Origin of the sequence: Luteococcus japonicus (assembly GCF_003752415.1) — a bacterium.
GTDB lineage: Bacteria > Actinomycetota > Actinomycetes > Propionibacteriales > Propionibacteriaceae > Luteococcus > Luteococcus japonicus.
Window position 1 is genome coordinate 1532118 of sequence record NZ_RKHG01000001.1, and the last position, 26608, is coordinate 1558725.

General features: G+C 68.9%; 24 protein-coding genes. 10 read left to right on the forward strand and 14 right to left on the reverse strand.

Annotated elements, in window-relative coordinates; translation table 11 throughout:
• Positions 1-7: 7 nt before the first annotated feature.
• From folP to dacB, 6 genes are all read right to left on the reverse strand, one after another.
• Positions 8-829 carry a dihydropteroate synthase gene (folP, locus tag EDD41_RS07505; RefSeq protein ID WP_094763354.1) on the reverse strand — a complete coding sequence of 274 codons (822 nt, stop codon included), beginning with the start codon at positions 827-829 and terminating at the stop codon, positions 8-10.
• Positions 826-1404, reverse strand: a complete 579-nt coding sequence (gene folE / locus EDD41_RS07510) for a GTP cyclohydrolase I FolE (RefSeq protein WP_211336716.1) — start codon at positions 1402-1404, stop codon at positions 826-828. The genes folP and folE overlap by 4 nt, the downstream gene beginning before the upstream one ends.
• Positions 1405-1519: 115 nt before the next feature.
• A complete protein-coding gene (gene ftsH, locus EDD41_RS07515; protein ID WP_094763352.1) occupies positions 1520-3784 on the reverse strand; it encodes an ATP-dependent zinc metalloprotease FtsH in 2265 nt (754 codons plus the stop codon).
• 236 nt (positions 3785-4020) lie between these two features.
• Positions 4021-4572: a hypoxanthine phosphoribosyltransferase gene (hpt, locus tag EDD41_RS07520; protein ID WP_094763351.1), complete on the reverse strand. Its 552-nt coding sequence runs from the start codon at positions 4570-4572 to the stop codon at positions 4021-4023.
• A 9-nt stretch (positions 4573-4581) separates the two neighbouring features.
• Positions 4582-5550: a tRNA lysidine(34) synthetase TilS gene (tilS, locus tag EDD41_RS07525; protein ID WP_123576921.1), complete on the reverse strand. Its 969-nt coding sequence runs from the start codon at positions 5548-5550 to the stop codon at positions 4582-4584.
• Positions 5550-6914, reverse strand: coding sequence for a D-alanyl-D-alanine carboxypeptidase/D-alanyl-D-alanine endopeptidase (gene dacB / locus EDD41_RS07530; protein WP_123575467.1), 1365 nt, complete (start codon positions 6912-6914; stop codon positions 5550-5552). Before dacB ends, tilS begins: the two co-directional genes overlap by 1 nt.
• A 152-nt stretch (positions 6915-7066) precedes the next feature.
• On the opposite strand from dacB, the gene EDD41_RS07535 reads away from it, so the two are divergent.
• On the forward strand, positions 7067-7630 hold the full coding sequence (locus EDD41_RS07535) for an inorganic diphosphatase (protein ID WP_256762206.1): 564 nt from the start codon (positions 7067-7069) through the stop codon (positions 7628-7630).
• Between the two features lie 263 nt (positions 7631-7893).
• Here EDD41_RS07535 and crcB read toward each other — a convergent pair whose 3' ends face one another.
• Complete coding sequence (gene crcB, locus EDD41_RS07540; RefSeq protein ID WP_123575468.1) at positions 7894-8256, reverse strand: fluoride efflux transporter CrcB; 363 nt, start codon at positions 8254-8256, stop codon at positions 7894-7896.
• A complete protein-coding gene (locus EDD41_RS07545) occupies positions 8253-8735 on the reverse strand; it encodes a fluoride efflux transporter FluC (protein ID WP_094763348.1) in 483 nt (160 codons plus the stop codon). The genes crcB and EDD41_RS07545 overlap by 4 nt, the downstream gene beginning before the upstream one ends.
• A 68-nt stretch (positions 8736-8803) precedes the next feature.
• On the opposite strand from EDD41_RS07545, the gene EDD41_RS07550 reads away from it, so the two are divergent.
• Both EDD41_RS07550 and EDD41_RS07555 read left to right on the forward strand, forming a co-directional pair.
• Positions 8804-9835, forward strand: a complete 1032-nt coding sequence (locus EDD41_RS07550) for a TRM11 family SAM-dependent methyltransferase (protein WP_123575469.1) — start codon at positions 8804-8806, stop codon at positions 9833-9835.
• The gene (locus tag EDD41_RS07555; RefSeq protein ID WP_094763346.1) at positions 9832-10323 is read left to right on the forward strand and encodes a SixA phosphatase family protein; all 492 of its coding nucleotides are present in this window, start codon (positions 9832-9834) and stop codon (positions 10321-10323) included. The genes EDD41_RS07550 and EDD41_RS07555 overlap by 4 nt, the downstream gene beginning before the upstream one ends.
• 84 nt (positions 10324-10407) lie before the next feature.
• Here EDD41_RS07555 and EDD41_RS07560 read toward each other — a convergent pair whose 3' ends face one another.
• A complete protein-coding gene (locus tag EDD41_RS07560) occupies positions 10408-11184 on the reverse strand; it encodes a hypothetical protein (protein WP_123575470.1) in 777 nt (258 codons plus the stop codon).
• A gap of 355 nt (positions 11185-11539) precedes the next feature.
• Between EDD41_RS07560 and EDD41_RS07565 the strand changes: the two genes are divergently transcribed.
• From EDD41_RS07565 to EDD41_RS07575, 3 genes are all read left to right on the forward strand, one after another.
• Entirely contained in the window at positions 11540-11740 is a 201-nt protein-coding gene (locus EDD41_RS07565) for a hypothetical protein (protein ID WP_123575471.1), read from the forward strand.
• Between the two features lie 66 nt (positions 11741-11806).
• Positions 11807-13150: an ammonium transporter gene (locus EDD41_RS07570; RefSeq protein ID WP_123575472.1), complete on the forward strand. Its 1344-nt coding sequence runs from the start codon at positions 11807-11809 to the stop codon at positions 13148-13150.
• The gene (locus EDD41_RS07575) at positions 13147-13485 is read left to right on the forward strand and encodes a P-II family nitrogen regulator (protein ID WP_123575473.1); all 339 of its coding nucleotides are present in this window, start codon (positions 13147-13149) and stop codon (positions 13483-13485) included. Before EDD41_RS07570 ends, EDD41_RS07575 begins: the two co-directional genes overlap by 4 nt.
• A gap of 68 nt (positions 13486-13553) precedes the next feature.
• Here EDD41_RS07575 and EDD41_RS07580 read toward each other — a convergent pair whose 3' ends face one another.
• On the reverse strand, positions 13554-15662 hold the full coding sequence (locus tag EDD41_RS07580; RefSeq protein ID WP_123575474.1) for an MDR family MFS transporter: 2109 nt from the start codon (positions 15660-15662) through the stop codon (positions 13554-13556).
• 169 nt (positions 15663-15831) lie between these two features.
• On the opposite strand from EDD41_RS07580, the gene EDD41_RS07585 reads away from it, so the two are divergent.
• Entirely contained in the window at positions 15832-16452 is a 621-nt protein-coding gene (locus EDD41_RS07585; RefSeq protein ID WP_123575475.1) for a TetR/AcrR family transcriptional regulator, read from the forward strand.
• Positions 16453-16474: 22 nt separating this feature from the next.
• On the opposite strand, the gene EDD41_RS07590 is transcribed toward EDD41_RS07585, so the two are convergent.
• Together EDD41_RS07590 and EDD41_RS07595 are read right to left on the reverse strand one after the other, a co-directional pair.
• Positions 16475-17806, reverse strand: coding sequence for a flavin monoamine oxidase family protein (locus EDD41_RS07590; protein WP_123575476.1), 1332 nt, complete (start codon positions 17804-17806; stop codon positions 16475-16477).
• 178 nt (positions 17807-17984) lie between these two features.
• Entirely contained in the window at positions 17985-20699 is a 2715-nt protein-coding gene (locus tag EDD41_RS07595) for a S8 family serine peptidase (RefSeq protein ID WP_170165279.1), read from the reverse strand.
• Between the two features lie 233 nt (positions 20700-20932).
• On the opposite strand from EDD41_RS07595, the gene EDD41_RS07600 reads away from it, so the two are divergent.
• Positions 20933-22564, forward strand: a complete 1632-nt coding sequence (locus EDD41_RS07600; protein ID WP_123576923.1) for a DUF885 domain-containing protein — start codon at positions 20933-20935, stop codon at positions 22562-22564.
• Positions 22565-22925: 361 nt separating this feature from the next.
• Here the strand turns inward: EDD41_RS07600 and EDD41_RS07605 are convergent, their stop codons facing one another.
• Positions 22926-23237 (reverse strand): hypothetical protein, encoded by a 312-nt coding sequence (locus EDD41_RS07605; RefSeq protein WP_123575478.1) that lies wholly within the window; start codon positions 23235-23237, stop codon positions 22926-22928.
• A 181-nt stretch (positions 23238-23418) separates the two neighbouring features.
• The gene (locus EDD41_RS07610; protein WP_123575479.1) at positions 23419-24315 is read right to left on the reverse strand and encodes an alpha/beta hydrolase; all 897 of its coding nucleotides are present in this window, start codon (positions 24313-24315) and stop codon (positions 23419-23421) included.
• Between the two features lie 163 nt (positions 24316-24478).
• On the opposite strand from EDD41_RS07610, the gene EDD41_RS07615 reads away from it, so the two are divergent.
• Positions 24479-25474, forward strand: coding sequence for a Gfo/Idh/MocA family protein (locus EDD41_RS07615; RefSeq protein ID WP_123575480.1), 996 nt, complete (start codon positions 24479-24481; stop codon positions 25472-25474).
• A gap of 120 nt (positions 25475-25594) precedes the next feature.
• A complete protein-coding gene (locus EDD41_RS07620; protein ID WP_123575481.1) occupies positions 25595-26533 on the forward strand; it encodes an ROK family glucokinase in 939 nt (312 codons plus the stop codon).
• Positions 26534-26608 lie beyond the last annotated feature (75 nt).

Below are 26608 nucleotides of genomic sequence, written 5' to 3' on the forward strand. Positions count from 1 at the left end.
GGACAGGTCAGGCCCGGCCCAGTTCCGCGAAGACCCTCGTCACGTCCGCATTGCCCGCCACCTCGTGGGTGCGGACCGCCCAGATGCCCTGCTGGGCGCAGAGGGCGGTGATGGCCTGGGTCGCGGCATCCCGGCCCACCGGCTCGCGTCCGTCCAGCAGCTCACCCAGGAAACGCTTGCGGCTGACCCCCACCAGTTGGCGGTACCCCAGGGCCTCGAAGCGGTCCAGGTGGCGCAGCAGTTCCCAGTTCTGCGCGGCCGTCTTGGAGAAGCCGAGCCCGGCATCACTGATCAGTCGCTCGGGAGCGATACCGCCGGCCAGGCAGGCATCCAGGCGCGTCACGAGCTCTGAGAGCACCTCGCCGACGACGTCGTCATAGCTGGCATTGGTGTCGCCGGTGCCCAGGAAGCCGCGCCAGTGCATGCACACGAAGTCCAAGTCCAGCCCCGCCACGGTGCTGATCATGGCCTCGTCGGCCATCCCGCCGGAGACGTCGTTGATGATCTTCGCGCCCGCCAGCGCCGTGGCACGGGCCACCTCGGCGCGCATCGTGTCGATGCTCACCACCGCACCCTCGGCGGCCAGCGCCTCCACCACGGGCACGACCCGGGCCAGTTCCTCCTCGGGACTGGGCCGCAACGCACCCGGCCGGGTGGACTCCCCGCCCACGTCCAGGATGTCGGCTCCCTGGGCCAGCAGCTCCCGGCCATGGGCAATCGCCTGTTCCGGCGTGGACCAGCGCCCGCCGTCGCTGAAGGAGTCGGGGGTGACGTTCACGACGCCCATCACCAGGGTCCGGCCGGGCACGCCGGGGACCACGGGCTTCATCGATGACCTCCCATGATCAGGGCCATCGCCTCGGCGCGGGTGGCCGATTCACGCAGGTAGCCACGCACCGCGCTGGTGACGGTCTTCGCGCCGGGCTTGCGGACCCCGCGCATGGTCATGCACAGGTGTTCGCACTCGATCACGACGATCACCCCGCGAGCGTGCAGGTGCTCGACGATGGCATCCGCCACCTGGGTGGTCAGGCGTTCCTGTACCTGGGGACGCTTGGCGTACAGGTCCACGAGGCGGGCCAGCTTGCTCAGGCCGGTGACCCGGCCGTCCTTGGCCGGGATGTAGCCGACGTGTGCGACGCCGGTGAAGGGCACCAGGTGGTGCTCACACATGCTCCACAGCTCGATGTCACGCACCAGCACCATCTCGTCGTGGCTGATGTCGAAGGTGGTGCCGAGCAGCTCGGCCGGGTCCTGCCCCAGCCCGGCGAAGATCTCCGCATAGCTGCGGGCCACTCGGGCGGGCGTCTCACGAAGCCCCTCGCGGTCCGGGTCCTCGCCGACGGCGTACAGGATCTCTCGCACGGCTGCGGCGATCCTGTCCTGGTCGATGTCCTTGCCAATGTCGCTCACCCCGCCATGGTAGGCGCCATCGCCCCTCGTCGCCCGGCACATCGAGAAGCCCCCGATCCACGGATGTGGATCGGGGGCTTCGGCAGTCCAGACAGCCACACAGGGCTCAGGCCCGGGGAGGACGTCCCCAGGGGTTCGCGCCGGAACCATCGGCCGGCGGCTGCGGGTCCTGTCCGGGCAGGCCCGGAGTGGTCGACGGGCCGCTGGAGGGCGGCTGCGTGGGCCAGGAGTCCGGCTTGGCGCTCCACGGGTCATTGGCCGGGGGCTGCGGCGTGGGGCCGGCCGGGGTCTTCCACGGGTCGTTGACCGGCGGCTGCGGGTTCGGGGTCACGCCGGGCGGGGCCCAGTCACCGGGAGCCTTCCAGTCACCGGGAGGGGTCGTGCCCTCTCCCGTGTTGCCCGGGGGCAGGTCGGCTCCGGCTGCAGGAACCTCGTCGTCGGGCTTGGAGCGACGCGGGGGCATCGGCACGGGCGGCTCGTCGGACGGGATGCGGTTCTCGGAGCCCGTCCAGGCACCACGATCCGGCCAGCGCTTCAGCGGCTCGAAGATCTTGGCGATCTGCGCCTTGTCCAGGGTCTCGTGCTCCAGCAGCTGGCGGACCAGCTCGTCGAGCACCTCGCGGTTCTCCTTGAGGCAGTCGAAGGCCTCCTGGTGGGCGGTCATCAGCAGCTTGCTGACCTCCTCGTCCACCATCGCGGCGGTGATGTCCGAGTAGCCACGGCTGGGCTGGGAGCCGCTCATCCCCATGAAGGGCTCGGAGTCCCCGCCGCCCAGCTGGACGGCACCCAGACGTTCGGTCATGCCGTACTGGGTGACCATGGCCCGGGCCACCTTCGTCGCCTTCTCGATGTCATTGCTGGCGCCGGTGGTGGGGTCGTGGAAGATCAGCTCCTCCGCCGCGCGGCCACCCATCATGTAGGCCATCTGGTCCAGCAGCTGCCCGCGGGTGGAGGAGTACTTGTCCTGGTCCGGCATCACCATCGTGTAGCCCAGGGCACGGCCACGGGGCAGGATCGTGACCTTCTGCACCGGGTCGTTCTGCGGCATGGCGGCCGCCACCAGCGCATGTCCGCCCTCGTGGTAGGCGGTGACCAACAGTTCGTGGTCATCCATCAGGCGGGTCTTCTTCTGAGGGCCGGCAATGACACGGTCAATCGCCTCACCCAGCTCGGCATTGCCGATCACCGGCAGGTTCAGCCGGGCGGTCAGCAGCGCGGCCTCGTTCAGCACATTGGCCAGGTCCGCGCCGGTGAAGCCGGGGGTGCGCCGAGCGATTGACTCCAGGTCGACGTCGGCGGCCATCGGCTTGCCCTGGGCGTGCACCTTGAGGATCTGCGCACGTCCCTTCAGGTCGGGCGCCTCGACGGCGATCTGCCGGTCGAAACGGCCGGGGCGCAAGAGCGCGGGGTCCAGCACGTCGGGCCGGTTGGTGGCGGCAATCAGGATCACATTGGTGGTGGAGTCGAAGCCGTCCATCTCCACCAGGAGCTGGTTCAGGGTCTGCTCACGCTCGTCATGGCCACCGCCCATGCCGGCGCCGCGGTGGCGGCCGACGGCGTCGATCTCGTCGATGAAGATGATGGCCGGGCTGGCCTCCTTGGCCTGGTCGAACAGGTCACGCACACGGCTGGCGCCGACGCCGACGAACATCTCGACGAAGTCCGAGCCGGAGATGGAGAAGAAGGGCACGCCCGCCTCACCCGCCACGGCGCGGGCCAGCAGGGTCTTGCCCGTACCGGGAGGACCGTAGAGCAGCACGCCCTTGGGAATCTTGGCACCGACCCGCTGGAACTTGGTGGGTTCGGCCAGGAACTCCTTGATCTCCTGCAGCTCCTCGATGGCCTCCTGGCAACCGGCGACGTCGGCGAAGGTGGTCTTGGGTGTGTCCTTGGTGGCCACCTTGGCCTTGGACTTGCCGAAGCCCATCACGCCACGGGCACCGCCGGCGCCGCCCTGGACCATGTTCATCAGGAAGAAGAACAGGCCGAACATCAACAGGAAGGGCAGGCCGGTGTAGAGCAGGCTGGACCAGATGCTGGGGCCGGGGTTCTCACCACGCCACTCGTCGAGCGTCTTCGCCTGGGTGCGCTTCTCCAGCAGGTCGACGATGTTGCCGCCCTGACTGCCCGTCCAGGTGGACAGGTAGGTGGTCTTGCCGTCCTTCATGGCGATCTTGATCGACTGGTCACCGTCGTCGATGACGACCTGACGGATGGGTTCGGTGCCCTGGAGCACCTCGAGCGCCTTGCTGGTGGGCACCTTCTGGCTGCCGGAGGCGGAGTTCGCCAACTGCACCACACCGAGGACGAGGACGATGGCCAGCAGCAACCACAGGATGGGGTTGCCCTTGGCCTTGGAGAGCTTGTTCATTGACGGCCTGACGTTGGACGACGGAGCATCCTGCACCATACCAGCGCGTTTCAATCGGAGAGCTGGCGTGGGGACTTCCCGCCATCGAGCCGGCGACCTTCCAAGACCTGGGCGCGTCCGCTCCACTCACGCGGTGGGTGGGGAAAGGCGCAGCGCCTGCTCGATGACGGGAAGGGCCGCGCCCACTCCTGCGACGCGATGGCAGGGATGACAAAGGCGCCGTGCGGGGCCGTGTGTCAGCTGTAGATGTGGGGCGACAGCGTCGCGACGTCACGCAGGTTGCGGTACTTGCCGGCGTAGTCCAGGCCATAGCCGACGACGAACTCGTTGGGAATGTCGAAGCCGACGTACTTGACGTCGACGGGGGCGGTGACAGCCCCCGGCTTGCGGAACATGGCGGCCACCTCGAGGGTGGCGGGTTCACGGCTCCTGAGGTTCTGCACCAGGTAGCTGAGGGTCAGGCCGGTGTCGACGATGTCCTCGACGATCAGCACGTGCTTGCCGGAGATGTCGGTGGTGAGGTCCTTGAGGATGCGCACCACGCCGGAGCTCTTGGTGCCGGACCCGTAGGAGCTGATGGCCATCCAGTCCATGGTGCAGTGACTGTCCATGGCGCGCGCCAGGTCGCTCATCACCATGATCGCGCCGTTCAGGACGCCGATCAGCAGGATGTCACGGCCCTGGTAGTCGGCATCGATCTGTGCCGCCAGCTCATTCACGCGCTCCTGCACCTGCTCTGCGGTGTAGAGGACTCGGGTCAGGTCATCGGAAATCTCGGCTGCATCCACACCGCAACCCTACTCAGGGTCGCCGGACCGGGCCACCAGTGCCCCCTGGATCCGGTGCACCCGCACACCGCCGGGAAGGTCGACTCCGACCTGTCCGTGCCAGTTCTCCACCAGGGCCGCGACGCCCTGCACGTGCGCCATCGTCGGGGCCTGTGCCCCGCGTTCGATCATCCAGCGCCGCAGCACCCGCCCCCTCAGCGCCGGGTAGAGGTGCAGCAGACCGACGGCGTCGAGGCTGTCGCCACGTACCAGGTCACGCTGGGCATCGGCGGCCAACCGTTCCAGCAGGTCATTGTCGTGCCGGGCGAGCGTCGCGGTCCGTCCCAGGGCCTCCACCACACCGGGGCCCAACACGTCATCCAGCACCGGCAGCAGTTCGTGACGCACCCGCACCCGCAGGTAGGCGGGGTCGAGGTTCATCGGGTCATCCCAGGGCATCAACCCCCAATCGAGACAGGCCTGCCGCACCTGGCTGCGCCGCAGCCCCAGCAGGGGACGGACCAGGCGCCCGGACAGGTGGGGCGTGCTGGGCGCCATGGCCTGCAGGGAGGCCGCACCGGACCCGCGGGCCAACCCGAGCAGCACGGTCTCGGCCTGGTCATCCAGGGTGTGGCCCAGCAGCACCGGACGTTTCCCGTCCCCCACCAGGGCCACCAGTCGTTCCCGTCGAGCGGCGGCCTCGACCCCCTCCCCGGAGGTCGTGTCGACGTGCACGCTGCGCACCTCGGCGGCGACGCCCAGCCCCCGCACGGCCTCCACCGTCGCATCGGCAATGCGCAGGGAATCCGCCTGCAGGCCGTGCTCGACGACGACGGCCAGCACCCGGCTGGCATCGACATTCGCGCAGGCGGCGACCAGTGCCAGCGAATCGGCACCGCCGGAACAACCGATGACCAGCCCCCGTTCAGGGCCGTCGAAACACGGCCTGACCGCCTGGACGACGGCCAGCTGGGAAGGGCTAAGGGCTCGTCTGGCCATCAGCACCCGCAGGTGACGAGGGTGGAGGCCATCTGGTCCAGCCAGCTGCGTACATTCCACTCCTGTTTGGGGTTGTTGGACATGAAGGCGAAGACCACCTCGCCTCCCTGCCGGGTGCGGGTGTAGCCGGCCAGGGTCGAGACCTTGGACAGGGTCCCGGTCTTGGCATTGACCCAGCCGCGGCCCGGTTCGGAGGCCGGGGTGTAGAAGCGCAGGTGCAGGGTGCCGGTGACGCCGGCGCTCGGCAACCCCTCCAGCAGGGGCCGCAGCTTCGGGCTTGCCGCGGCCAGGTGCAGGGCCCGGCCCAGGACCCTGGCGGAGACCCGGTTGTTGCGGCTCAGCCCGGAGCCGTCGGCGATCCGGGTGGAGGCGTCCCAGGCCTTGAGCGTGGTCAGCCGCTGCTGCATGCCCTTGGCACCACCCGTGAAGCTGCCGCCATTGCCGGTGGCGACGCCGACCTGGCGCAGCAGCACCTCGGCGGCGGCATTGTCCGAGTGCACCAACGTCTCCTGCACGAGGCTGGAGACCGGCAGCGACTGGACGCTGGCCACCTCCGCGGCGTCGGCGCCTGCCGCGGCGGCGGTGGGCTTTCCGCTGACGGTGATGCCGTTGGCCTTGAGCTGGGCGGCGAAGACGGTGGCGGCGGTGGGCGCCGGGGTCTGGCTGGGGGCGGACTTCTCGTCGGGCTTGCCCTTGTCGATCCACAGCGCGGAGAGGTTGGTCACCTGGTCGTGGTAGCCCTGCGGCCAGCTGGGATGCCAGTTGGGGCCGCTGAACAGCGACTCGTCATAGCCCAGGGTGACCGAGCTCATGCCCTGCTTCTTGAGGGCTGCCGCGGTCTTCTTCGCCAGGTCCGCGCTGGTGGCCGGGAAGGGATACTCCTTGGCCGGCTTCGACGCGAGATAGGGGTCCCCGCCCCCCACCAGGACGATGCCCTTGCCCTGCTGCACCACACGGGTACTGAAGGTCTTGTCCGGCCCCAGGACGTCCAGGGCGGTCAGGCAGGTGAGCAGCTTCAACGTGGACGCGGGGATCTGGCCGGCATCGGGGCGGCTGCTCCACAGCAGCTCACCGCTGACAGCGTCGAGCACCACGCCCGAGGTGGTGCCCATGTCCTTGGCGGGCACCTTGGCAAGGGCCGCGGCCAGGGCCTTGGGATCCGGGGTGTGGGTGGGTGTCGCGACGGGAGCCGAGGCGATCACGCCGGATCCGCGCGCCGGCTGGCTCGCGCTGGGTGAGGCTGAGGGGTCCTCGAAGAGCGTCTGGGAGACGGTGGGTTGGCCACCGTCCACCCACAATCCCGTGGCGTACAAGGCGGGCCGCCAGCAGACCGCGCCGGCGATGGCCAGCAGTGCGGTGAGCACTGGCCAGATGACCAGCCGCAGCCCGCTGCTCCGACGTGTGCCGCCTTGCGAAACAGGCCGGCGTCGGCTTCCCTCTGGGCTCACGGTGCTCCCCTGTTAGGCGGTAGTGTGCTGAATAGTTCAGGTGCCCCTAATCATAGAGAGAGCTCACCGTGACAGATGACTTCGTGAAGCCCACCCTCAACAACCTGCCTCCGGGCGTCACGTTCGACGTGACGATCGAGATCCCCAAGGGCACCAAGAACAAGTATGAGATGGACCACAACACCGGCCGTATTCGCCTGGACCGCACCCTGTTCACGTCCACCCAGTACCCCTACGACTATGGCTATGTCGAGGGCACCCTGGGTGAGGACGGCGACCCGCTGGACGCCATGGTGATCGGCAATGAGCCCACCTTCCCGGGCTGCCTGATCGAGTGCCGCGTCATCGCGATGTTCCGGATGACCGACGAGATGGGCGGTGACGACAAGCTGCTGTGCATCCCGACCGCTGACCTGCGTCGCAACCACCTGCAGGACATCACCGACGTCCCGGAGTACATGTTGCTGGAGATCGAGCACTTCTTCACGGTCTACAAGGACCTGGAGCCGGGCAAGTCGGTCGAGGGCGCCACGTGGACCGGCCGCGCGAACGCCGAGGCCGAGGTCCATGCCTCGTTCGAGCGTGCCAAGGGCACGGCCTACGAGCACCACACCGTCTTCGTCTCGCACTGAACACCACCGCAGGCACACTCGCAAGGGTGCGAGCCGGTACCGGGCGCAGTGTTGCGCTGAAGTACTGCTGAACGCAACAAGGGTCCGTTCCCACGGGGACGGACCCCTGTTCCATGTCCCGGGCACTGCCCGGACGCTCGGGTTCGCAACACACGCTCGGGTTCACAACACACGCTTGGGTTCGCAACACACGCGGATCACAGGAACCCGAGCGCCTTCCACGAAGCCGAGCGAATCCGGGGGCACGAGTGGACCGACGAGACTCAGGCGAGCAGGAAGAACCCCAGTGCCGCAGCCGCCAGGCAACAGGCGGCACCCCCCAGCAGGTAGCCCAGGGCCAGTCCGGCTCGCCCGGCCTGCACCAGCCGGACACATTCCAGGCTGGCTGTGGAGAAGGTGGTGAAGCCCCCGCAGAAGCCGGCGCCCAGGACCAGCCGCACATCGGGGTCCACACCCTCGCGCAGCACCAGACCGGTCAGGGCCCCCAACAGCAGGCTGCCCAGCACGTTCACCAGCAGGGTTCCCGACGAGAAGTCTCCGGTGCGGCGGGCGCGCACCACCGCGTCGATCACGAAGCGGCAGACCGCGCCCAGGCCGCCCAGCACGGCCATCAGCACCAGGTTCATGCCGATTCCTCCGCCAGTCGGGAACCCAGCAGTACGCCACACCAGGCCAGCGCGACGCCGCCCAGCAGGCTCACCGCCAGGTATCCGCCGGCGGCCCACCACTGGGACCGGTCGGCCAGCAGGACCGCCTCGGTGGCCAGCGCGGACATGGTCGTGAAAGAGCCCAGGAAGCCGGTGCCGAAGTGCAGCCGCGCCAGCCGGGGCCACCCGCGGTCCGGGGCGCGCCGCAGCAGCGCCTCCAGGAGCAGGCCAAGGCAGAAGGCCCCCACAAGATTCACCAGCAGGGTCGCCCACGGCCAGCTGCCACCACCCCCCAGGAGCTCTCCGGCGCACCAGCGTGCCAAGGTCCCCAGCACACCGCCGACGAAGACGACGTAGAGGTATCGGGGCCTCAGGTGCAGGGGCCGGAGGTCGCCACCGGCGGTGACGGCATCGACTTCGGGATCCAGCAGCACGGGCACGGGTGGGTCTGGGTTCATGGGCTTTCCGTGGCGAGGGTCTGGGGCACGACAGGGCCATTCGGCGGCCCGCGTGGAAGAATGGGCCGGTGCCGAACCACGTGATGTTGCTTGCCCCGTCCGCCAACCGAGTGTACGCCGGGGAGTCCGCCGCCCTGGCTGCCGGGGAACTGGCGATCAGTGCCCCCTTCGCCAAGGATCCGGCCACCACGACGCTGGCGGGGGTGAACTACCTGGGCTTCGACACCGACGCCCTCGACGACGATGCCCTGCGCCTGCTTGCCCGGCAGTCCGCGGCGCTCGCCCTGTTCGGTGTGGAGGGTGAGCTGCTGCGTCCCCTCGAGCTGCCGGACGCGTTGACCCTCTCCAATGACCTGGTGACCATCCCCAAGTACCCGGGCAAGACCAATGAGCAGTTCACCCAGTTGCTGATGAATGTCACGCTGGCCAGCATCGACACCACGCTGAACCCGAAGGCGGCGCAGGGTCCCCTCGCGATCCTGGACCCGTTGTGCGGGCGCGGGACGACGCTGATGGTGGCCTGGATGCTGGGGCACAACGGCTACGGCGTGGAGGGCGACGAGAAGTCCGTCGAACAGATGGCCGCCTACCTCAAGACCTGGCTGCGCCGAAAGCGTCTCAAGCACACCGCCGACACCACCCCCGTGCGCCGCGAGGGCCGCGCCATCGGCAAGCGTTTCGACGCGACGCTGAAGGACGAGGCCCTGGAGATGACCGTCTTCACCGGCGACACCCGCCAGTCGCAGTACCTGTACGGCAAGAAGAAGTTCGACGCCATCGTCACCGACGCCCCCTATGGCGTGGTGCACGGCGCACACCACGTCACCGACGTGCGTGGGCATGCGGGCAAGCGGGACCGCTCCCCCTCCGGCCTGATCGGCGAGGCACTGCCGGTCTGGGCCTCCCAGCTGCGCGTCGGCGGTGCCCTGGGCATCAGTTGGAACACCTTCGGCCTGTCCCGCGAGGACCTGGCCTCCCTGATGAGCGAGCATGGTCTGGAACCGCAGGAGGGCGAGCAGTGGATGGGCTTCGCCCACCGAGTCGACTCGTCGATCCACCGCGACCTGATGGTCGCCGTCAAGCAGGAGGAAGTGTCATGACCCGCACCCTGGTGCTGATGCGCCACGCTGCCGCAGAGGGCTGGTCCGTCTCCGGAGACAGGGGGCGCAAGCTCAACGAGGGCGGACGACAGGATGCCGCCCAGGCCGGGCAGCAGATGGCCGCGCTGGGCATCCAGCACGTGCTGTGCTCCACGGCCACCCGCACCCGGGAGACCGTCGAATGCCTGGGCCTCGATGCCCCCGTCGAGTACATGGACGCCCTGTACAACTGCACGATGGACACCCTGGTGCAGCGGATCGGGGAGATCGAGGACGATGTGACCGCCCTGCTGGTGGTGGCCCACTCCCCGGCCATCCCGTCACTGGCCGCCGAACTGACCTGGGCCGCGGACCCCTCGGCCGCCGACGACATGCGGTGCTGGTTCCCGACGGCCGCCTTCAGCCAGTTCACTTTGGAGGGCAGCTGGTCCGAGCTGACCGACGACGCCACCCTGAAGCTGGCCGGCATCAAGCGCGTCGGCCACTGATCCCCGCGCGCCCGAGTCTCCCAGGCCGAGGCATCAGACAGGCCGAGGCATCAGACAGGCCGAGGCATCAGACAGGCCGAGGCATCAGATCAGCACGTAGACTTCGGAACCCCGCTCCGTCCTGCAGACCACCATCTCCTTGACCGTGCACCGGAACTGGTAGCTCGTGCCGCTGGTGGGACTCTTGGCGGTGCGCACGAAGCTGCCCGACGGCGGCTGCGGCAGGGTCAGCGCCAAGGCTCTGGCCAGGCCGCAGGAGGTCCCCTCGGAGGCACCAACCAGCGCCGTGCAGGCACGGGCATCGGCCGGCAGCCTCAGAGCGTGCGAGGGGGCTGCCTTGCTCGGCATCGGCTTCGCCGCAGCCGGTGTGGCCGTCACGGTCCTGACCGGAGTGGCGGGTGGCGCCGTCGGCCTGTCCGGTCCGGCCAGGCGCACCGGCCCGCTGGCTCGCAGCATCTGGGCGAGGACCAGGACGAGCGCCAGCGCCAGCCCGACGGCGGCGAAGCAGACGGTCATCACCAGCTGGTTGCGGCGGTGCAGCGCCAGGCTGTCCCGGGCGGTGCGGGGCCGGGTGGTGATCTGGCTGAGCGAGGGCAGGGAAGTCAGTGCCGGCATCGCCGGGAGCGCCAGCGCGATGCGCGCGATCGGCGCCGGGGCGGTGGCCCCGACGGGACCGACCGAGGCGACGGGCTTCTCGGAGGAGACAGGGTTCCGGCCCCCCGGGAAGACATCGGACAGGTGGCGGGCAGGCTCGTGCGGGCTGGTCAGCCGCAGGGCCCCCGAGCCCCACAGCTCGCGGCCGCATCCGGCGCAGACGTCATCCTGGGCGCCCACCTGGTGGCCGCATCCCGAGCAGTACATGAACTGGTCCCTCCCGGCGAGACCCGGCCGGGGATGACCCGGAACGAGTGTTCGACTGGACCTGCCCCCGCAGAGCCGCTCGCCTGTGGAGTGAGACTAGCCGACCGAGGAGTCGCCATGAGTGGGATCGTCCGGAAGACGTCTGGGGCACGGTTCAGGGGCCCTCGTGTGCGAGCAGCGTTGGGGGCGGTCACCGCCGGAGCCGTGAGATCCGCAGCTTGGTCACCACCCTGGAACGCAAGCACCGGGCGCACGTCAGCGTTGCCCTCCTCCCGGTGGGATCCACCGGGGCCCGTGGACCACGGGCACCTGCCGCAACGGCCCGGCATGGTCCACGTCGAAGGTTCCGCTGGCCATGGCCGCCCGGCGCAAGTACCCCAGGGGCCCCCTCACCGCCGCCCGGGTGATCCGCGACGGCCGCGACCGCACCACGACGGTTCCCTCGGTGCGCAAGCGCCGCGGCTTCACGATCTTCGGCCAGACCGCCTGGGCCCCGGCCAGCCAGGTGCGTTTCGTCGCCAGCCTCCGCCTGCCAAGGCCCACCCGGATCTGCTGAGGCTGTGACCTGGCCGTAACACCATCACAACCGTTGTGAAATCCGGCCGCTGCAGTGTGTTCTTCCATGAACCTGATCCAGATCAATGCAGGCGACACCGCCTGGGTCATGGTCAGTGCCGCCCTGGTGCTGCTGATGACCCCGGCGCTGGCCCTCTTCTACGCAGGCATGGTCCGTTCCAAGGGCGTGCTGAACATGATGATGATGTCCGTGCTGAGCATGGGCATCATCGCGGTGCTGTGGGTGCTCTACGGCTACTCGATGACCTTCGGTGACTCCTGGCACGGGTTGCTCGGCAACCCCTTCCAGTTCGCGGGGATGCGCGGCATGGCGGAGGCTACCGTGGGCCCCGAGGGCCACCAGATCCCGGCCTTCGCCTTCGCTGGCTTCCAGGCGGCCTTCGCCATCATCGCCGTCGCCCTGATCAGCGGCGCGGTGGCGGACCGGATGAAGTTCTCGGCGTGGGTGGCCTTCAGTGTGCTGTGGGCGACGCTGTGCTATTTCCCGGCGGCGCATTGGGTCTTCGCCTTCGACGGCTTCGCGGCCGAGCACGGCGGATGGATCGCCAATGACGTGAAGGCCTTCGACTTCGCCGGCGGCACAGCCATCCACATCAATGCCGGCGCGGCGGCGCTGGTGCTGGCCGTCGCCCTGGGGCCCCGGATCGGCTTTCGCACCTCCCCGATGCGTCCGCACAACCTCACACTGGTGATGGTGGGCGCCGGGCTGCTGTGGTTCGGCTGGTTCGGTTTCAATGGCGGCTCCGCCTTGGCCGCCAATGGTCTGGCCGCCATGGTCTGGGTGAACACCCTGGTGGCCGCCGGCGCAGCGATGCTGGGCTGGTTGGCCACCGAGCGGCTGCGCGACGGACATGCCACGAGTCTGGGCGCCGCCTCTGGCATCGTTGCCGGCCTGGTGGGCATCACCCCCGCGTGTTCGGTGGTGACGCCGCTGGGAGCGCTCGCCATCGGTGCCATCACGGGCGTGTGTTGTGCCTGGGCGATCGGCCTGAAGTACCGCTTCGGGATCGATGACTCCCTGGACGTCGTCGGGGTTCACCTGGTGGGTGGTCTGGTGGGAACCCTTGCCGCCGGCCTGTTCGCGAAGGGTTCGCTGGCCGGGGGTGCCGCAGGCCTGTTCTACGGCGGCGGGCTGGAGCAGCTGGGCCGTCAGGCCGTGGGGGCCGTTGCCGTGCTGCTCTACAGCCTGGTTGTCAGTTACCTGCTGGCCCGGCTTGTCGACGCCACCGTCGGACTGCGGATCGATCGTCGCGCCGAGGCTGCGGGGATCGATCTGGCCGAGCACGCCGAGAGCGGCTACGACCTGTCCCGTGTGCAGTACTCCAGCTACAGCAAGTCGCTGGTCGTCCCCCGTCCCGAGAAGTCCCCCAAGGAAGAGGTTGAGGCATGAACCTGGTCACCGCCATCATCCAGCCCGATGCCGTCGACGACGTGCAGATTGCGCTGCACCAGCACGGCATCAACGGCATGACACTCACCGAGGTCTCCGGCTATGCCCGCCAGCGGGGGCACACGGAGGTCTACCGCGGCGACTCGATCACCATCGACTTCACCGACAAGGTCAAGATCGAGATCCTGTGCGCCGGCGACGAGGCGTGGGCCGTGGTGAAGGTGATCTGCGACGCGGCCCGCACCGGCAGCGTCGGGGACGGGAAGGTGTGGATCTCCCCGGTCGAGGACGTGGTGCGGATCCGCACCGGGGAGCGGGGCGACGCCGCCATCTGACGGGCCCACCGGACATACGAAGGGGGCGGTGCCAATCGGCACCGCCCCCTCTGTCGTCCTCGTCGGCCTTACAGGGCCCGCCGCGGCGCCACCGGAGCCGGATGGTCGAACAGGTCCAGCATCAGGGCATTGGTCAGGTCATGGCTGGCCTGGCGCAGCTTGGCGATGTCGACGGCCTCGAAACGCTCCGCGACCGTGGGCTCGACGCCGGCCGTCACCTGCTCGTGGCTGGCGCGGGTCACCTCGCCGGCGCGCACGGCTAGTTCCCGACGCATCTCCTCGCCCAGGACGCCGCCCTTGCGGGCCGCCCGGTGGGCCACCTCGACGCCGTACTTCTCCAGCTCGGCCACCTCGTCGGCGTCCTCGCTGGTCAGCATTCGGCTGGTCCGGCTCAGGATCCAGACACCGTCGTGGTAGTTGCCATTGCCCAGGTCCTCGATGGCCCTGCGCAGCAACGGACGGTCATCGCGTTCGGCCTGCTGGGCGACGAGTTCCAGCTGCAGGCCCAACAGCCGCTCCCCGGAGCGGGTGTCCCCGCCGAGCCGACCGAGCGGCACGCGCGGATCATTGGCATTGGAATTGCCCATCGTGTCCAGCAGTTCGGCGCCGGCCTGGTCCGCGGTGTGCACGGTGTCGCGCAGCGGGACGGCCTTGATGAACATGCTGATCGCGAAGACCAGGATGCTCAGTGGGATGCCGATCACGAAGACGGTGTGCAGGGCGTCCGCCAGGCCGGCACGGATGGCATTGGCCACCACGGGGGGCATCTTGGCCAGGGCCTCGGGGTTGAGCACGTCGCCCGTGGACATCTTCTGCCCGCTGGCCTGCATCTGGGCGGCCATCTCGGGGGGCAGGTGCCGCGGGATGGCGGTCTTCATCTGGGTGGTCATGATGGTGCCGAAGACGGCGATGCCGACGGTATTGCCGACATTGCGGAAGAACTGGGTGGCGGCGGTGGCCACGCCCAGGTCACGGCGCGATGCGGTGTTCTGCACGGCCAACGTGTACTGCTGCATGCACAGGCCCAGGCCGACACCGAAGACGGTCATTGCCAGGGTCAGCTGCCCCTGCGAGGAACCGACGTGCAGCCGGGTGAGCAGCCAGAAACCGACGCCCATGATGGCCACACCGCCCAGCATGAACTCCTTGTAGCGTCCGGTGCGGCTGACCATCAGGCCACCCACGATGGACAGGCCGATCAGCGCCAAGTTCATCGGCATCAGGATCAGGCCGGAGTTCGTGGCGGAGACGCCCATCACGCCCTGTGCGTAGACGGGGATGTAGATGATGGCACCGAACATCAGCAGGGAGATGAAGAAGCCGGCCAGGTTGCTCAGCGTGAACAGCGAGCTCTTGAACAGGCGCAGCGGGATGACGGGCTCCACGGCCTTGCGCTCGATCAGCACGAAGGCCAGCGTCAGCACGACGCCCGCGATGTAGAGGCCGATCACCTGCGGACTGGACCATGCCCACGTCGTGCCACCCATGGAGGTGGGCAGCAACAGGCAGACCAGGGCGGCGGACAGCACGGCCATGCCGGCCCAGTCGATGGTGGTCTCACGCTTGGTGTGCGGCAGGTGCAGGAAGCGGAAGATGGCACCGAAGGCGGCGATGCCGATGGGCAGCGAGGCGAAGAAGAGCCAGCGCCAACCCCAGTGGTCGGTGATGAAGCCGCCGGCCAGCGGGCCCGCCACCGAGCTCATGCCGAAGACGGCACCCATCAGGCCCTGGTACTTGCCGCGCTGACGTGGCGGAATGATGTCGCCGATGATGGTCTGGGAGAGCGGCATCAGGGTTCCGGTGCCCAGGCCCTGGATGGCGCGGGCGGCCACCAGCATCGCGAAGCTCTGGGTCAGGCCGGCCATCAAGGTGCCCAGCATGAAGACCACCAGGCCACCGAGGTAGAAGCTGCGGCGCCCGTAGAGGTCGGACAGCTTGCCGACGATCGGGGTGGTGATGGCGCTGACCAGCATGGTGGCCGTTGCCACCCATGAGTAGTGGTCCATGCCACCGAGCTCGGCGACGATCCGCGGCATCGCGGGGCCGACGATGGTCTGGGTGATGGAGGCGACGAACATGCCGAGCATCAGGCCGATGAAGATGCGCCGGTTCTCCGGGCTGAGGCCCTCGAAGCGCTCGACGGCATCGCCCGACGCGGCGGTGACAGTGGTGGACATGGAACTCCTTGGTTCCAGACCCGAACGGGTTGAGGTCTGGGACGGGCTGTGACGTAGTACGGGGAAAGATTTTGTGCAAAGGGAATGCGAGCGTTCCACGGCGGGCACGGACACCGCCGAGGACCTCTCCATCGTGACAAAAACATGCAGTTACTGCAAAATATTCCCCATGGCTTCTCAGCAAATCCCCACGCTCGACCTGTTCGAGGCATCGAGCGTGCGTGAACAGAAGAAGCGCTCCACCCGCAGGGCCCTTCACCTCAGTGCCCTGCGCCTGGTGCTGGAGCACGGCCTGGCCGGGGTGACCACGGACGACATCGCACGCGCTGCAGGCGTCTCACCCCGCACCTTCTTCAACTACTTCCCCACCAAGGAGGCCTCGCTGGTGGGCATGCCCGAGGTGGTGGTGGAACGCGTGTCCGAGTACTGCGCCAACCGGCCCGACGACGAGCCCGCCTGGCAGACCGCCCGCTCCGTGGCGGCCCTGCTGCTGCACCTGTCCACCGATGACGATGACCTGAGGCGCAACCGTCGAACACTGATGGCCCATGATCCCGAGACCGCCGCGCTGATGCTGGGCAGTTCACGGGTGATCGACGCCGGGCTCACCGAGGCCCTGGTGACCCGCGTCGATGCCGGCCCCGTGACCACGCAACCGTGGCGGGCGCGCATGATGGCGCACACCGCCCTGGACGCGGCGCGGGTCGCCACCGAGTTGGGTGACGACCCGCACGATGCGATGTCGATCCTGCAGGAGATCCTCGACGCCCACGACGCGCTGTACGCGTGAGCCCGGCCTCCTGCCGCAGGCCTCAGGCCAGCAGCTGCTCGGCCACCTGCTCGCCGGAGCGCACGGCACCCTCCATGTAGCCGTTGTACTTGCTGGCGTACTCGGCACCCGCGAAGTGCACCCGGCCCTCCGCGGCAGCCAGCGCCGGACCGGAGGTGGTCCACACACCGGGCGCGAAGTGGGCACCGTGGCAGCCGCCGGTGTACTCCTCGCGGTACCAGTCGCGGTCGACATAGGCGATCGCGGCCGGGTGGTCCGCCCCGAAGGCTGTCTTGATGGTCTCCTCCATGGCCCGCTGGCGCAGGAACTGCGAGCGCTTGCCGATGCTGGAGTCTCCCTCGAAGAAGCCCATCAGGACACCGTGCTTGTCCACCGGGCCGGAGTTGTCGAAGATGACACGCATGGCGCCCTCGTCGGAGCCCAGCTGCCCGGACAGCCCCGCGCGACGCCACCAAGGACTCTCGAAGACCAGCGCCGCCTTGATCACATTGCCGGCGGGCACCTTCTCCGCCAGCTCGGAGCGCCAGCCGGGCAGGATCGGGGTGAAGGCGATCCGGCTCACCAGGCGAGGCGGCAGGGTGATGATGACCTCGCGGGCCTCCACCGTGCTGCCGTCGGCCAGGGTGACGGTGACGCCCTCGCTGCCCTGCTCGATGGCGGTGACCACGGCGCCCAGCCGCACCGCCTCACCCAGTGCCTCGGCCAGCCGGTCACAGACCTGCACGACGCCACCGGCGACGCGCTGCTGCTTGACGCCGCCGTTGACGGCGATCAGGGACTCCATGTCCACGCCATTGTTCACTCGCTGCAGGCCCTCCAGCAGGGTGCTCTCCGCGGCAGAGACGCCCATCGCGGAGTCGTAGACGTTGGCGAACCACTCGCGGGCACCGGGGGTGCGCAGGTTGGTGGCGGCCCAGGTGGAGACCTCCTGGTCCAGCCACTTGCTGTTCGCATCGGCCCAGGCGGCGTCCTTGACGACGCGCTCGGCGAGGCGCCGGAAGCGCAGCAGGCCCTGGCCCAGGTCAGCCATCTCGAAGGGCGACAGGTGCTCCTCGATCTCGTTGCTGGTGGGCACCTTGCGGGAACTCCCGCCCACCCGCACGACGATCTCGCCGTCGGTGGGGTCCACGCAGGTCAGACCGAAACGGTCCACCAGCTCATACATCCGCTCGTGCTGGGGGGAGATCCACTGACCACCCATCTCCAGCGGCGCCCCCTCGACCACGGCATTCTCCAGCCGACCACCCACGCGGTCCCGGGCCTCGAGCACGACGACGTCGCGGCCGGCCTCCGTCAGCTTCGTCGCGGCGCACAGGCCAGCCAGCCCCGCTCCGACAACCACACAGTCCAGCATCGCGACCTCCAGATCAACCAACACGTCAGCCAGAACTCTACTAAGTCTCTCCAGCCCCCCCGGCGGCGGGTGGGGACAAGACAAGGGGGCCCGCCAGGCGGCGAGACCCCTTGCCAAGTGCGTGAAATTGGGTCTTGGAACCCTGTGCGGTCCGGGCCTGAGGAAAGACCCCGACGGCTCAGGACCGGGCCGTGCGGAGCATCCCCGGATCGTTCAGCCGCCCGGCATCGGCGGCCGACGCAGATCCGGTGAAGGTGGCGGCGAAGGCCTCGCTGGTCCAGGTCTGCCAGTCCGCCTCGACGTCGGGATCACCCAGCGCACGCAGGGCCCGGATCTCGAAGACATAGTCACCGGCGGATGCCTTCGCGACATAGGGCGAGCTGCCGGTGGTCTGGTAGGTACCGTCCCAGGCCACACCCAGGTCCCCCACCATGCGCCCTTCCTTCTCCAGCTCCAGGGCCGTGCCCAACAGCTCACCCTTCGAGCCGTCGGCATTGGCCTTGTGCACCATCAGCTGGAAGGTCTCCACGGGGTACTCGATCCGGAAGACGGCCACCGGCTGGTCACCCTCGGCCATCGTGTAGCTGTGCCCCGTCTGCTCGTCGAGGCAGAGCGCCTTCTTGTCCACGATCTCGCCCAGGCAGGGCGCCGCGGAACCGTCGGCGTGCAGGACGTCGACGCGCTGGTAGTCCCCCGCCATGCCCTGGTAGGGCACGTTCAGGGTGGCGCCCGTGGCGGACCTCGCGACGATCCAGCCGCCGTAGACATAGCCATTGGGTGCATCTGCGGGTGCCTGGATGCTGACCTTCACCTTCTTGCTGCCCCTGGGCGGGACGACGACGCGGCCGGGCAGGTCCACCTGCGCATCGAGCAGGTCGAACTGCGGGTCGCTGGTGCCCACGGTTCCGATGGAGCTGTCATGGGTCAGCTCGTAGACCACGGGACGGGCGGCCTCATTGCGCAGGTTCAGGGTGGTGGTCACTGCCTTGGCCCGCTGTTCACCCAGGCTGATCTTTGCCGGGGACACGCGCTGCTGGGTGGTGATGGCTCGGTCCACCTGAATCATGCCGGCTCCCTGACGGATGACCGGCTCCACCAGTCCCAGATCCGGAGCCATGCTCCACAGGGCGTCGTGCCGGGCCGTGTTCATCAGCAGCTGGCGCACCTGGTCCGGATGCCCCTTGAGCTTGGGACGGGCCTGCAGCAACAATGCCACGGCACCGGTGGTGTGCGGCGCCGCCATCGACGTGCCCGACATGGAACGGTGGGCGCCCTTCTCCAAGGGGTAGGTGGACCAGATGTTGCCGCCGGGAGCGCCAAGCTCGGGCTTGAGGTCCAGGTTCGCGGCCAGGCCCCAGCTGGAGAAGTCGGAGATCCGGCCGCCGGCGGGGTCCTTGCTGGAGATCGTGTCGGCGGTCCACTCGATACGGGCGTCCTGGGCCGCGGCCAGTTCGATGCCGTCAGCCTGGCTGACGATCACGACGGGGATGGTGATCTTCTCGGCGCCGTCCAGTCCGGGGCTGAGTGTCCCGGGAGCGTTGTTGTAGAGCACGACGGCCGTGGCGCCGGCCTTCTGGGCGTTGATGGCCTTCTGGTAGAAGGTGCACGTCCCCCGCTGCACCAGCGCGGCGGCGCCCTCGTCGAACAGGGCCTTCTGGGCCTCGGTGTACTCCTCGCAGCCCTGCGCGGCCGGAGTGCCGGGCTCCCCCAGCTTGACCAGCGGCATGCTGCCGGACTGGGGCGGCAGCGGGGAGGCGTCGGCGGAACCGTAGCCGTAGAGCTTGCCGTTGGCGGCCAACCGGATGGCGCGCTGCGTGACGTGGGTGTTGTCGAAGGAGGCCACCGCGAGCGTGCCCTTGCCGACGCTGGGAGCGCCGGAGGTGAAGACGCCGGACTCGCCGGAGTTGCCGGCGGAGGCCACCATCACGGTGCCGCGACGCGCCATGGCGTCGGAGGCCTGGGCCGTCGGGTAGTCCGGCCAGGTCATCATGTCCGCACCCAGGGACATATTGACCACGTCCATGCCGTCGGCCTCGGCGCGCTCCATGGCCGCCATGATGATCTCGGAGCTGGTGCTGCCCTCGCACCCGAAGACGCGGTAGGCGCCGAAGGTGGCCTTGGGTGCGACGCCCGTCACGCCCTGCTTCGTGGTGTCCCCGTCGGCCCCGACGATGCCGGCGACGTGTGTGCCGTGGCCGCCACAGTCGTCCGGAACGGCGTCGGGAACGGGAACCGAGGTCTCGATCTTCGCGTCGTAGGCGTCACCGACGAAGTCGTAGCCGTACTTGACGCGGGCACTCGGGAAGGCGGTGGTGCCATTGGTGCCGGAGCCGCCCAGGTCCGGGTGGTCGATGTCGATGCCGGAGTCGATCACACCCACCTTGATGCCCCGGCCGTCGAAGCCCAGGTCATCGCGTGCAATGGCCGCACCGGACAGGCCCACCGCATTGGCCATGCTCGGGTCCGTCGCGCCCCCCTCGGTGACGGGACGGGAGACCGCCACGACGGGGTAGATGCCGGTGACGCCGGGAACGCGCATCAGCTTGGAGACCTGCTTGGCATCCAGGGTCACGGCCATCCCGTTGAAGGTGCGGGAGAAGCTGCGCTGCCCCTTGATCCGTACGCCGGCGCGGGCGGCTGCCGTGACGACGGCCTTCTGTGCCTTGCCCACGCTGGCGGGGGTATTGCCCTGCGCGATGCTGGGCCCCTGGACCTGCACGAGCCAGCGGTTCTTCACGAACTGCCCCGAGGTGTCGGAGGTGGCGATCTTCACGTAGTCCGACATCCGGCCCAGGTCACGGTCGTCGGCGCGTGCCGTGCTGGGAGACGTGGCGGCCAGGCAGGATGCGGCCAGGGCGGCTGCGGCAAGGCCACAGGTCAGGGTGCGGGGCATGGTTCTCCTCATCGAGAGTGGGGGTGGGCAACGCCGGGGCGGCCCCTCTGCAGGTGAACCTAACCCACCCTGAGGCGGCGCGGAAGAGCTTCCACCACACGGATGGCACGGCCCTGCCGCGGGACTAGGCTGACCGTGTGAGCGAGAATCTCCCCTCCCCCGAGTCCCCCGTCGCGCGCGCACGAACCGCCGTCGACGAGATCGCCGACGCCTACTTCGAGCGCTCCGCCCAGATGAGCCCCACCCTGCTCACCTCGCTGGGCCGTGCCGAGCGACAGGACGAGTACGACGACTTCTCCCCCGCTGGCCTGGGCGCCCAGGCGAAACTCGCGCGGGAGGTCCTGGACCAGCTGGCCGAGGCAGAGCCCGTCGACGTGATCGACAAGGTCACCATGGCCGCAATGCGCGAGCGGCTCGGGTTGGAGATCGAGGCGCACGAGGCGAGCCTTGACCTGCTGGGCATCAACAACATCACCTCCGGCCTGCACCAGATCCGCTCCGTCTATGACCAGATGCCGCGGAGCACGCAGGAGGACTGGCGCACCATCGCGCGTCGCCTCCGGGCGGTGCCGACGGCCGTCCTGACCTGGTTCATCTCCCAGACGGCTTCCGTGCACCAGGGCTTCTCGCCGGCCCGGCGCCAGGTGGAGGGTCTGGCCGAACAGGTGGAGCAGTGGGTGTCCGAGGGCGGTTTCCTCGATGGGCTGCGTGAGGGTGCTGCCACCGACGAGGGTCCTTTGAACGACGACCTCGCGGAGGACCTGGCCCACAGCATCGAAGTGGCGCGGCGCAGCTTCCGTCGGGCGGCCGAGCACCTGCGACGTGACTTCCTGCCCGTGGCCACCGAGACCGATGCGGCCGGGGTCGAGCGCTACCGCCTGGCCTCGCGCGCCAGCCTGGGCACCACGATCGACCTTGCCGAGACCTACCGCTGGGGGCTGGCGGAGGTGGCCCGGATCGAGGAGCTGCAGCGCCAGACCGCGGAGCGGATCCGGCCGGGTGCCAGCATCGCCGAGGCCGTCGAGCTGCTGGATGCCGACGAGAGCTACCGTCTGCAGGGCACCGAGGCCCTGCGTCACTGGATGCAGGAACGCGCCGACGAGGCCGTCGACGCCATGGCCGACGAGCACTTCGACATCCCCGAGCCCGTGCGGCGCATCGAGTGCTGCATCGCCCCCACCACCGACGGTGGCATCTACTACACCGAGCCCAGCGAGGACTTCTCCCGGCCCGGCCGGATGTGGTGGTCCGTGCCGCCGGAGGTGGAGAGCTTCACCACCTGGCGCGAGCTGACCACCGTCTACCACGAGGGCGTTCCCGGCCATCACCTGCAGATCGCCCAGACCGCCTACCGCTCGGAGCTGCTGAACTCCTGGCGGCGGCACGGCTGCTGGGTCCCCGGCCATGGCGAGGGCTGGGCCCTGTACGCCGAATGGTTGATGGCGGACCTGGGCTTCATGGATGACCCGGGCAACATGATGGGCCTGCTGGACGGGCAGATGTTGCGTGCCGTACGCGTCGTGATCGACATCGGCATCCACTGCGGTCCGGAGCTGGGCCTCAGCGCCCCGGACTTCGTCGGCGGTGGGGACTGGACCTATGACAAGGCCTGGCAGTACTTCAACCACTACGTCTTCATGGAGGAGGCCTTCGCCCGCTTCGAGGTGAACCGCTACTGCGGCTGGCCCGGCCAGGCCCCCGCCTACAAGCTGGGTGAGCGACTGTGGCTGCAGCTGCGCGACGAGGTGCGCGCGGCCCAGGGCGATGCCTTCGACCTCAAGGACTTCCACCGCACCGCCCTGGACCTGGGCAGTGTCGGGATGGACGTGCTGCGGGCGGCGGTGCTGGACCTGTCCGGCGTCTGATCGACGGGGCCCCTGCGATCTGCTCGGGTTCGTGCAGGACGCTCGACTTTGCGCAGGACGCTCGGGTTGCAACACACGCGGATCGCGCAAACCCGAGCGACTGCTGGGGCCCGCCGGGGCGGGCAGGAAAGAACCCGCGGGCTGCGTCGATCCGACGCTGACGGCTGGACGACTGCCGTCATACCCGCGGGTTCCGGTGGCTCGAGTGGATTGCCCGAGCTCACGCGTCCCTGGTGGAACGAGCTCGCTCAGGCGCGAGCCACCTCACATGTCCTGTAGTCATTCATCGGCAGGACCACCTCCTTCCTTGTGTGCTCCACACGCTAGGCGCGGCGCCGCAGGCGAGCAACCGATTTTCTGCTCAGTCCGCGACGCGGTCCACGAGCGCCCAGCTGGCCGCCGCGGTGATGGCGGTGACCGTCAGCACCGACGGCCAGGCACCCATCTTCTTGGCAAGCGGGTGGGACCCGCCGAAGGCGCCGAGGTAGAGGGCGGCCAGGCCGATGGTGGTCAGCGCACCCTGCTCCTTCCACTTCAGCCCGGCGGCGATGCCGGCGGCGGCCAGCACGGCACCGCCGAGAGGACGGTTGCGGGTGGTGCTGGCGAGGCCATAGCCACCCACCAGGCCGAGGGAGGTGAGTGCTGCGGACGTCGGGCAGGTCTTGGTTCTCATGCTCCGAGTCTTGCGCGCGGGTCTCCCCTCGACAAGCTCGGGGACCATTCACGCGGACCATCCGCTCGGGTTCACACGATCCGCTCGGGTTCACACGATCCGCTCGGGTTGCAACACACGCGGACCGCGGGAAGCCACGCGGATCCCGTGGAGGGCCTCAGGATCGCCCGGGCGCGCCCCGTCAGTGCGTCGGCTGGATGAAGTCGGCGACCTTCTTGACGACCTCCTTGTGCCAGATCACCTTGCGGTGTCCCAGCCCTTGGGTGGCCCTCAGCTCCGCACTGGGCCAGGCATCGGCCAGGACTCGGGCCTGGGAGAAGGGGGCGTCGGGGTCCTGCTCGTCGTGCACCACCAACAGCTTGGGCAGCGGACCCTTCTCCGCGCGTCGAGTGACATCCGCCACCATGTCGAAGTCGTCGGGCACCACGCCGGCATTGCTCGTCACCCGCTCCAGGAAGAGCTCACGGGTGCGTGGCCCCATCCCGACGACCTGCTCGAACCACGTCAGCGCCGGTTCCAGGCGGATCTGGGGAGCAAAGAAGATGTAGGCCTCGGCCATCGGCCGGCGACGAGCGTCGCGCAGTGCAGCCATCGCACCGATGGAGTGGGCCAGCACCAGACTGGGCCGGCCGAATTCGCCCACCACCGCGTCGATCGCCTCGGTCATCTCCAGCACCGAGCCGGAGCCGAAGCCGTGCGCGCCGTGCGTGGAGCGTCCGTGGCTTGGTGCGTCGTAGGCGACGACGCGGTAGCCGGCCTCCACCAGGGCGGGGATGTGGCTGGCCAGTTGCTGCCAGTAGCCGCCCCAGCCGTGCACCAGCAGGGCCACCGGACCATCGACCGGGCCATAGCTGGCGCCCTGCACCTCGCTCTGCCCGGACATCAGGAAGAAGGGCTCACCTCCCGCGGGGGTGAAGCGCTGCAGGCGGCCCGGCGACGAAGGTGCCGGCACCTTGTACCAGAGCTTCTCGGCAACCACGGCGGCGCGCTGCGGCGACACCTTCTCCAGGCTGGCCATTCGCAGCCGGACAGGCAGCGGTGCCGTCACGGTCACGGTGGCGGAGTCCTTCTTCGGCATGAGTCGTTCGCCTTTCCCCGAGTTGACGCCGGGACACGGGCGACGGGCCCCAGCCTGACCTAGGGTAGAGCAGCCCACCTACGGCTCCGTGCGGGCCCATCCGTCGGGCGGTGGGTTGCCCCCCGCCTTGTCCTAGGGTGGCAACCACAGAGAGAGGTGGGCCATGCTCAGATTTGCCAGCATCGGGACGAGTTCGATCGTGGAGCTCTTCGCCGAGGCCGCACGTCAGGTGGACGAGGTCTCCTACGTCGCTGCCTATTCCCGTGACCTGACCCGGGCAACCGCCTTCGGGGGCCCACACGGAGCGCGCCCCTTCACGGACCTGGGGGCGTTGGCCGACGCGCAGGACATCGACGCCGTCTACATCGCCTCCCCCAATGCCCTGCACCACGAGCAGGCCGTCAGGCTGCTGCGCGCCGGCAAGCACGTGCTGGTGGAGAAGAGCGCCGCCGCAAATGCGGGTGAGTGGTTGGACCTGCTGCGCATTGCCGAGAGCAACGGGGTGGCGCTCCTGGAGTCCGTGCGCTCCGTACACGAACCCATGTGGCGTTCCGTCGAGTCCTACATGGAGAGCCTGGGCACGGTGCGTCAGGTGAACCTGCAGATGTGCCAACGATCCCGCCGCTATGACAACTACCTGGCGGGCAAGGTGGAGAACATCTTCAAGCCCGAGATGGCCGCCGGAGCGCTGATGGACCTGGGCGTCTACTGCCTGCACCCCTTGATGACGCTCTTCGGCCTCCCCTCGAGGGTGCGAGCCTCCAGCGTCAAGCTGGCCAATGGCATCGACGCCAACACGACGCTGCTGCTGGACTACCCGGCCTTCACCGCCACCGTCGCCTGTTCCAAGGTCTCGGCCAATGCCGCGTGGAGCGTGATTGCCGGGGAGGACGCCTCGCTGGAGATGGACGCCGTGGACAATCCGCAGGCGCTGCGGGTCTGGTGGGCGCACTCCAAGTCCCATGAGGACCTGGTTCTGGACAAGTCCCAGCCGCAGCAGGCCCATGTGCTGCGCGCCTTCGCCCGGATGGCCGAACAGCCGTCGCTGGCCCGGCCCCACCAGCAGGCGACGCTCGATGCACTCACCGTGATGGATGAGGCACGCCGCCAGACCGGGGTGCGTTTCCCGTCGGATCCCGACATCACCGAACACCACTGACACTCCCCCTCGACAAGCTCGGGGACCGAAACGCCGCTCGGGGACCGTGCGGTCGGCTGGGGCCATAGGCTGGGTCACGACGCCACCGGAAGGGCCGGCGGCGCGAGTTCAGGAGTGGTCATGGCACTTGCCATTGGTGTGGACGTCGGCGGCACGAAGATTGCCGCCGGAGTGGTGGACGAGCAGGGCACCATCATCGCGGAACTGCGCAAGGCCACCCCGGCCAATGACACGGACAAGGTGGCCGCGCTGATCTCGTCGATGGCCAAGGAGCTGGCGGCCGAGCACGGCGCCACCAGCATCGGCATCGGAGCGGCGGGCTTCGTCGACGATGCCCGCTCCACCGTGATCTTCGCGCCCAACCTGGCATGGCGCAATGAACCGTTGAAGGATCGCGTGGAACAGGCCACCGGGCTGACCACCGTCGTCGAGAACGACGCGAATGCTGCCGGATGGGCCGAGGCGCGTTTCGGTGCGGCACGGGGCGCCAACTCGGCCGTGGTGTTCACCATCGGCACCGGAATCGGCGGCGCCATCATCTCCAATTCCCAACTGGTGCGCGGATCCAACGGTTTCGCGGGCGAGTTGGGGCACTTCATCATCCGCCCCGACGGGCGCCGTTGCGGCTGCGGACTGCGCGGGTGCTGGGAGCGCTATGGCTCCGGCAGTGCGCTGGTCACCGAGGCCCGTGAACTGTCCACGCTGGACCCCAACCTGGGGGCACGGATGCTGGAACTGGCCGACGACAATCCGCTGAACATCACCGGCCTGCACGTCACCCAGGCCGCCAAGGAGGGCGACGCTGCGGCGCTGGACTGCTACTCAACGCTGGGCACCTGGATCGGCCGGGGCATGGCGGCCCTGGCAGCCGTGCTGGACCCCGACGTCTTCGTGCTGGCCGGCGGGGTGAGCGAGGCGGGCGACCTGTTGCGCGAACCCACGATCAAGGCCTTCAAGAAACAGCTCACCGCCCGCAAGTTCCGCCCTGAGCCGCAGGTGCTGATGGCGCAGATGGGCAACAAGGCCGGCATGATCGGCGCCGCAGACCTGTCCCGCTGAGCCTGCGCGAGTCGCCCGTGGGCCCACACCGTCGCCCGAGCCTGTCGAGGGCACCCCAGGCTCGGGTGAGTTCCG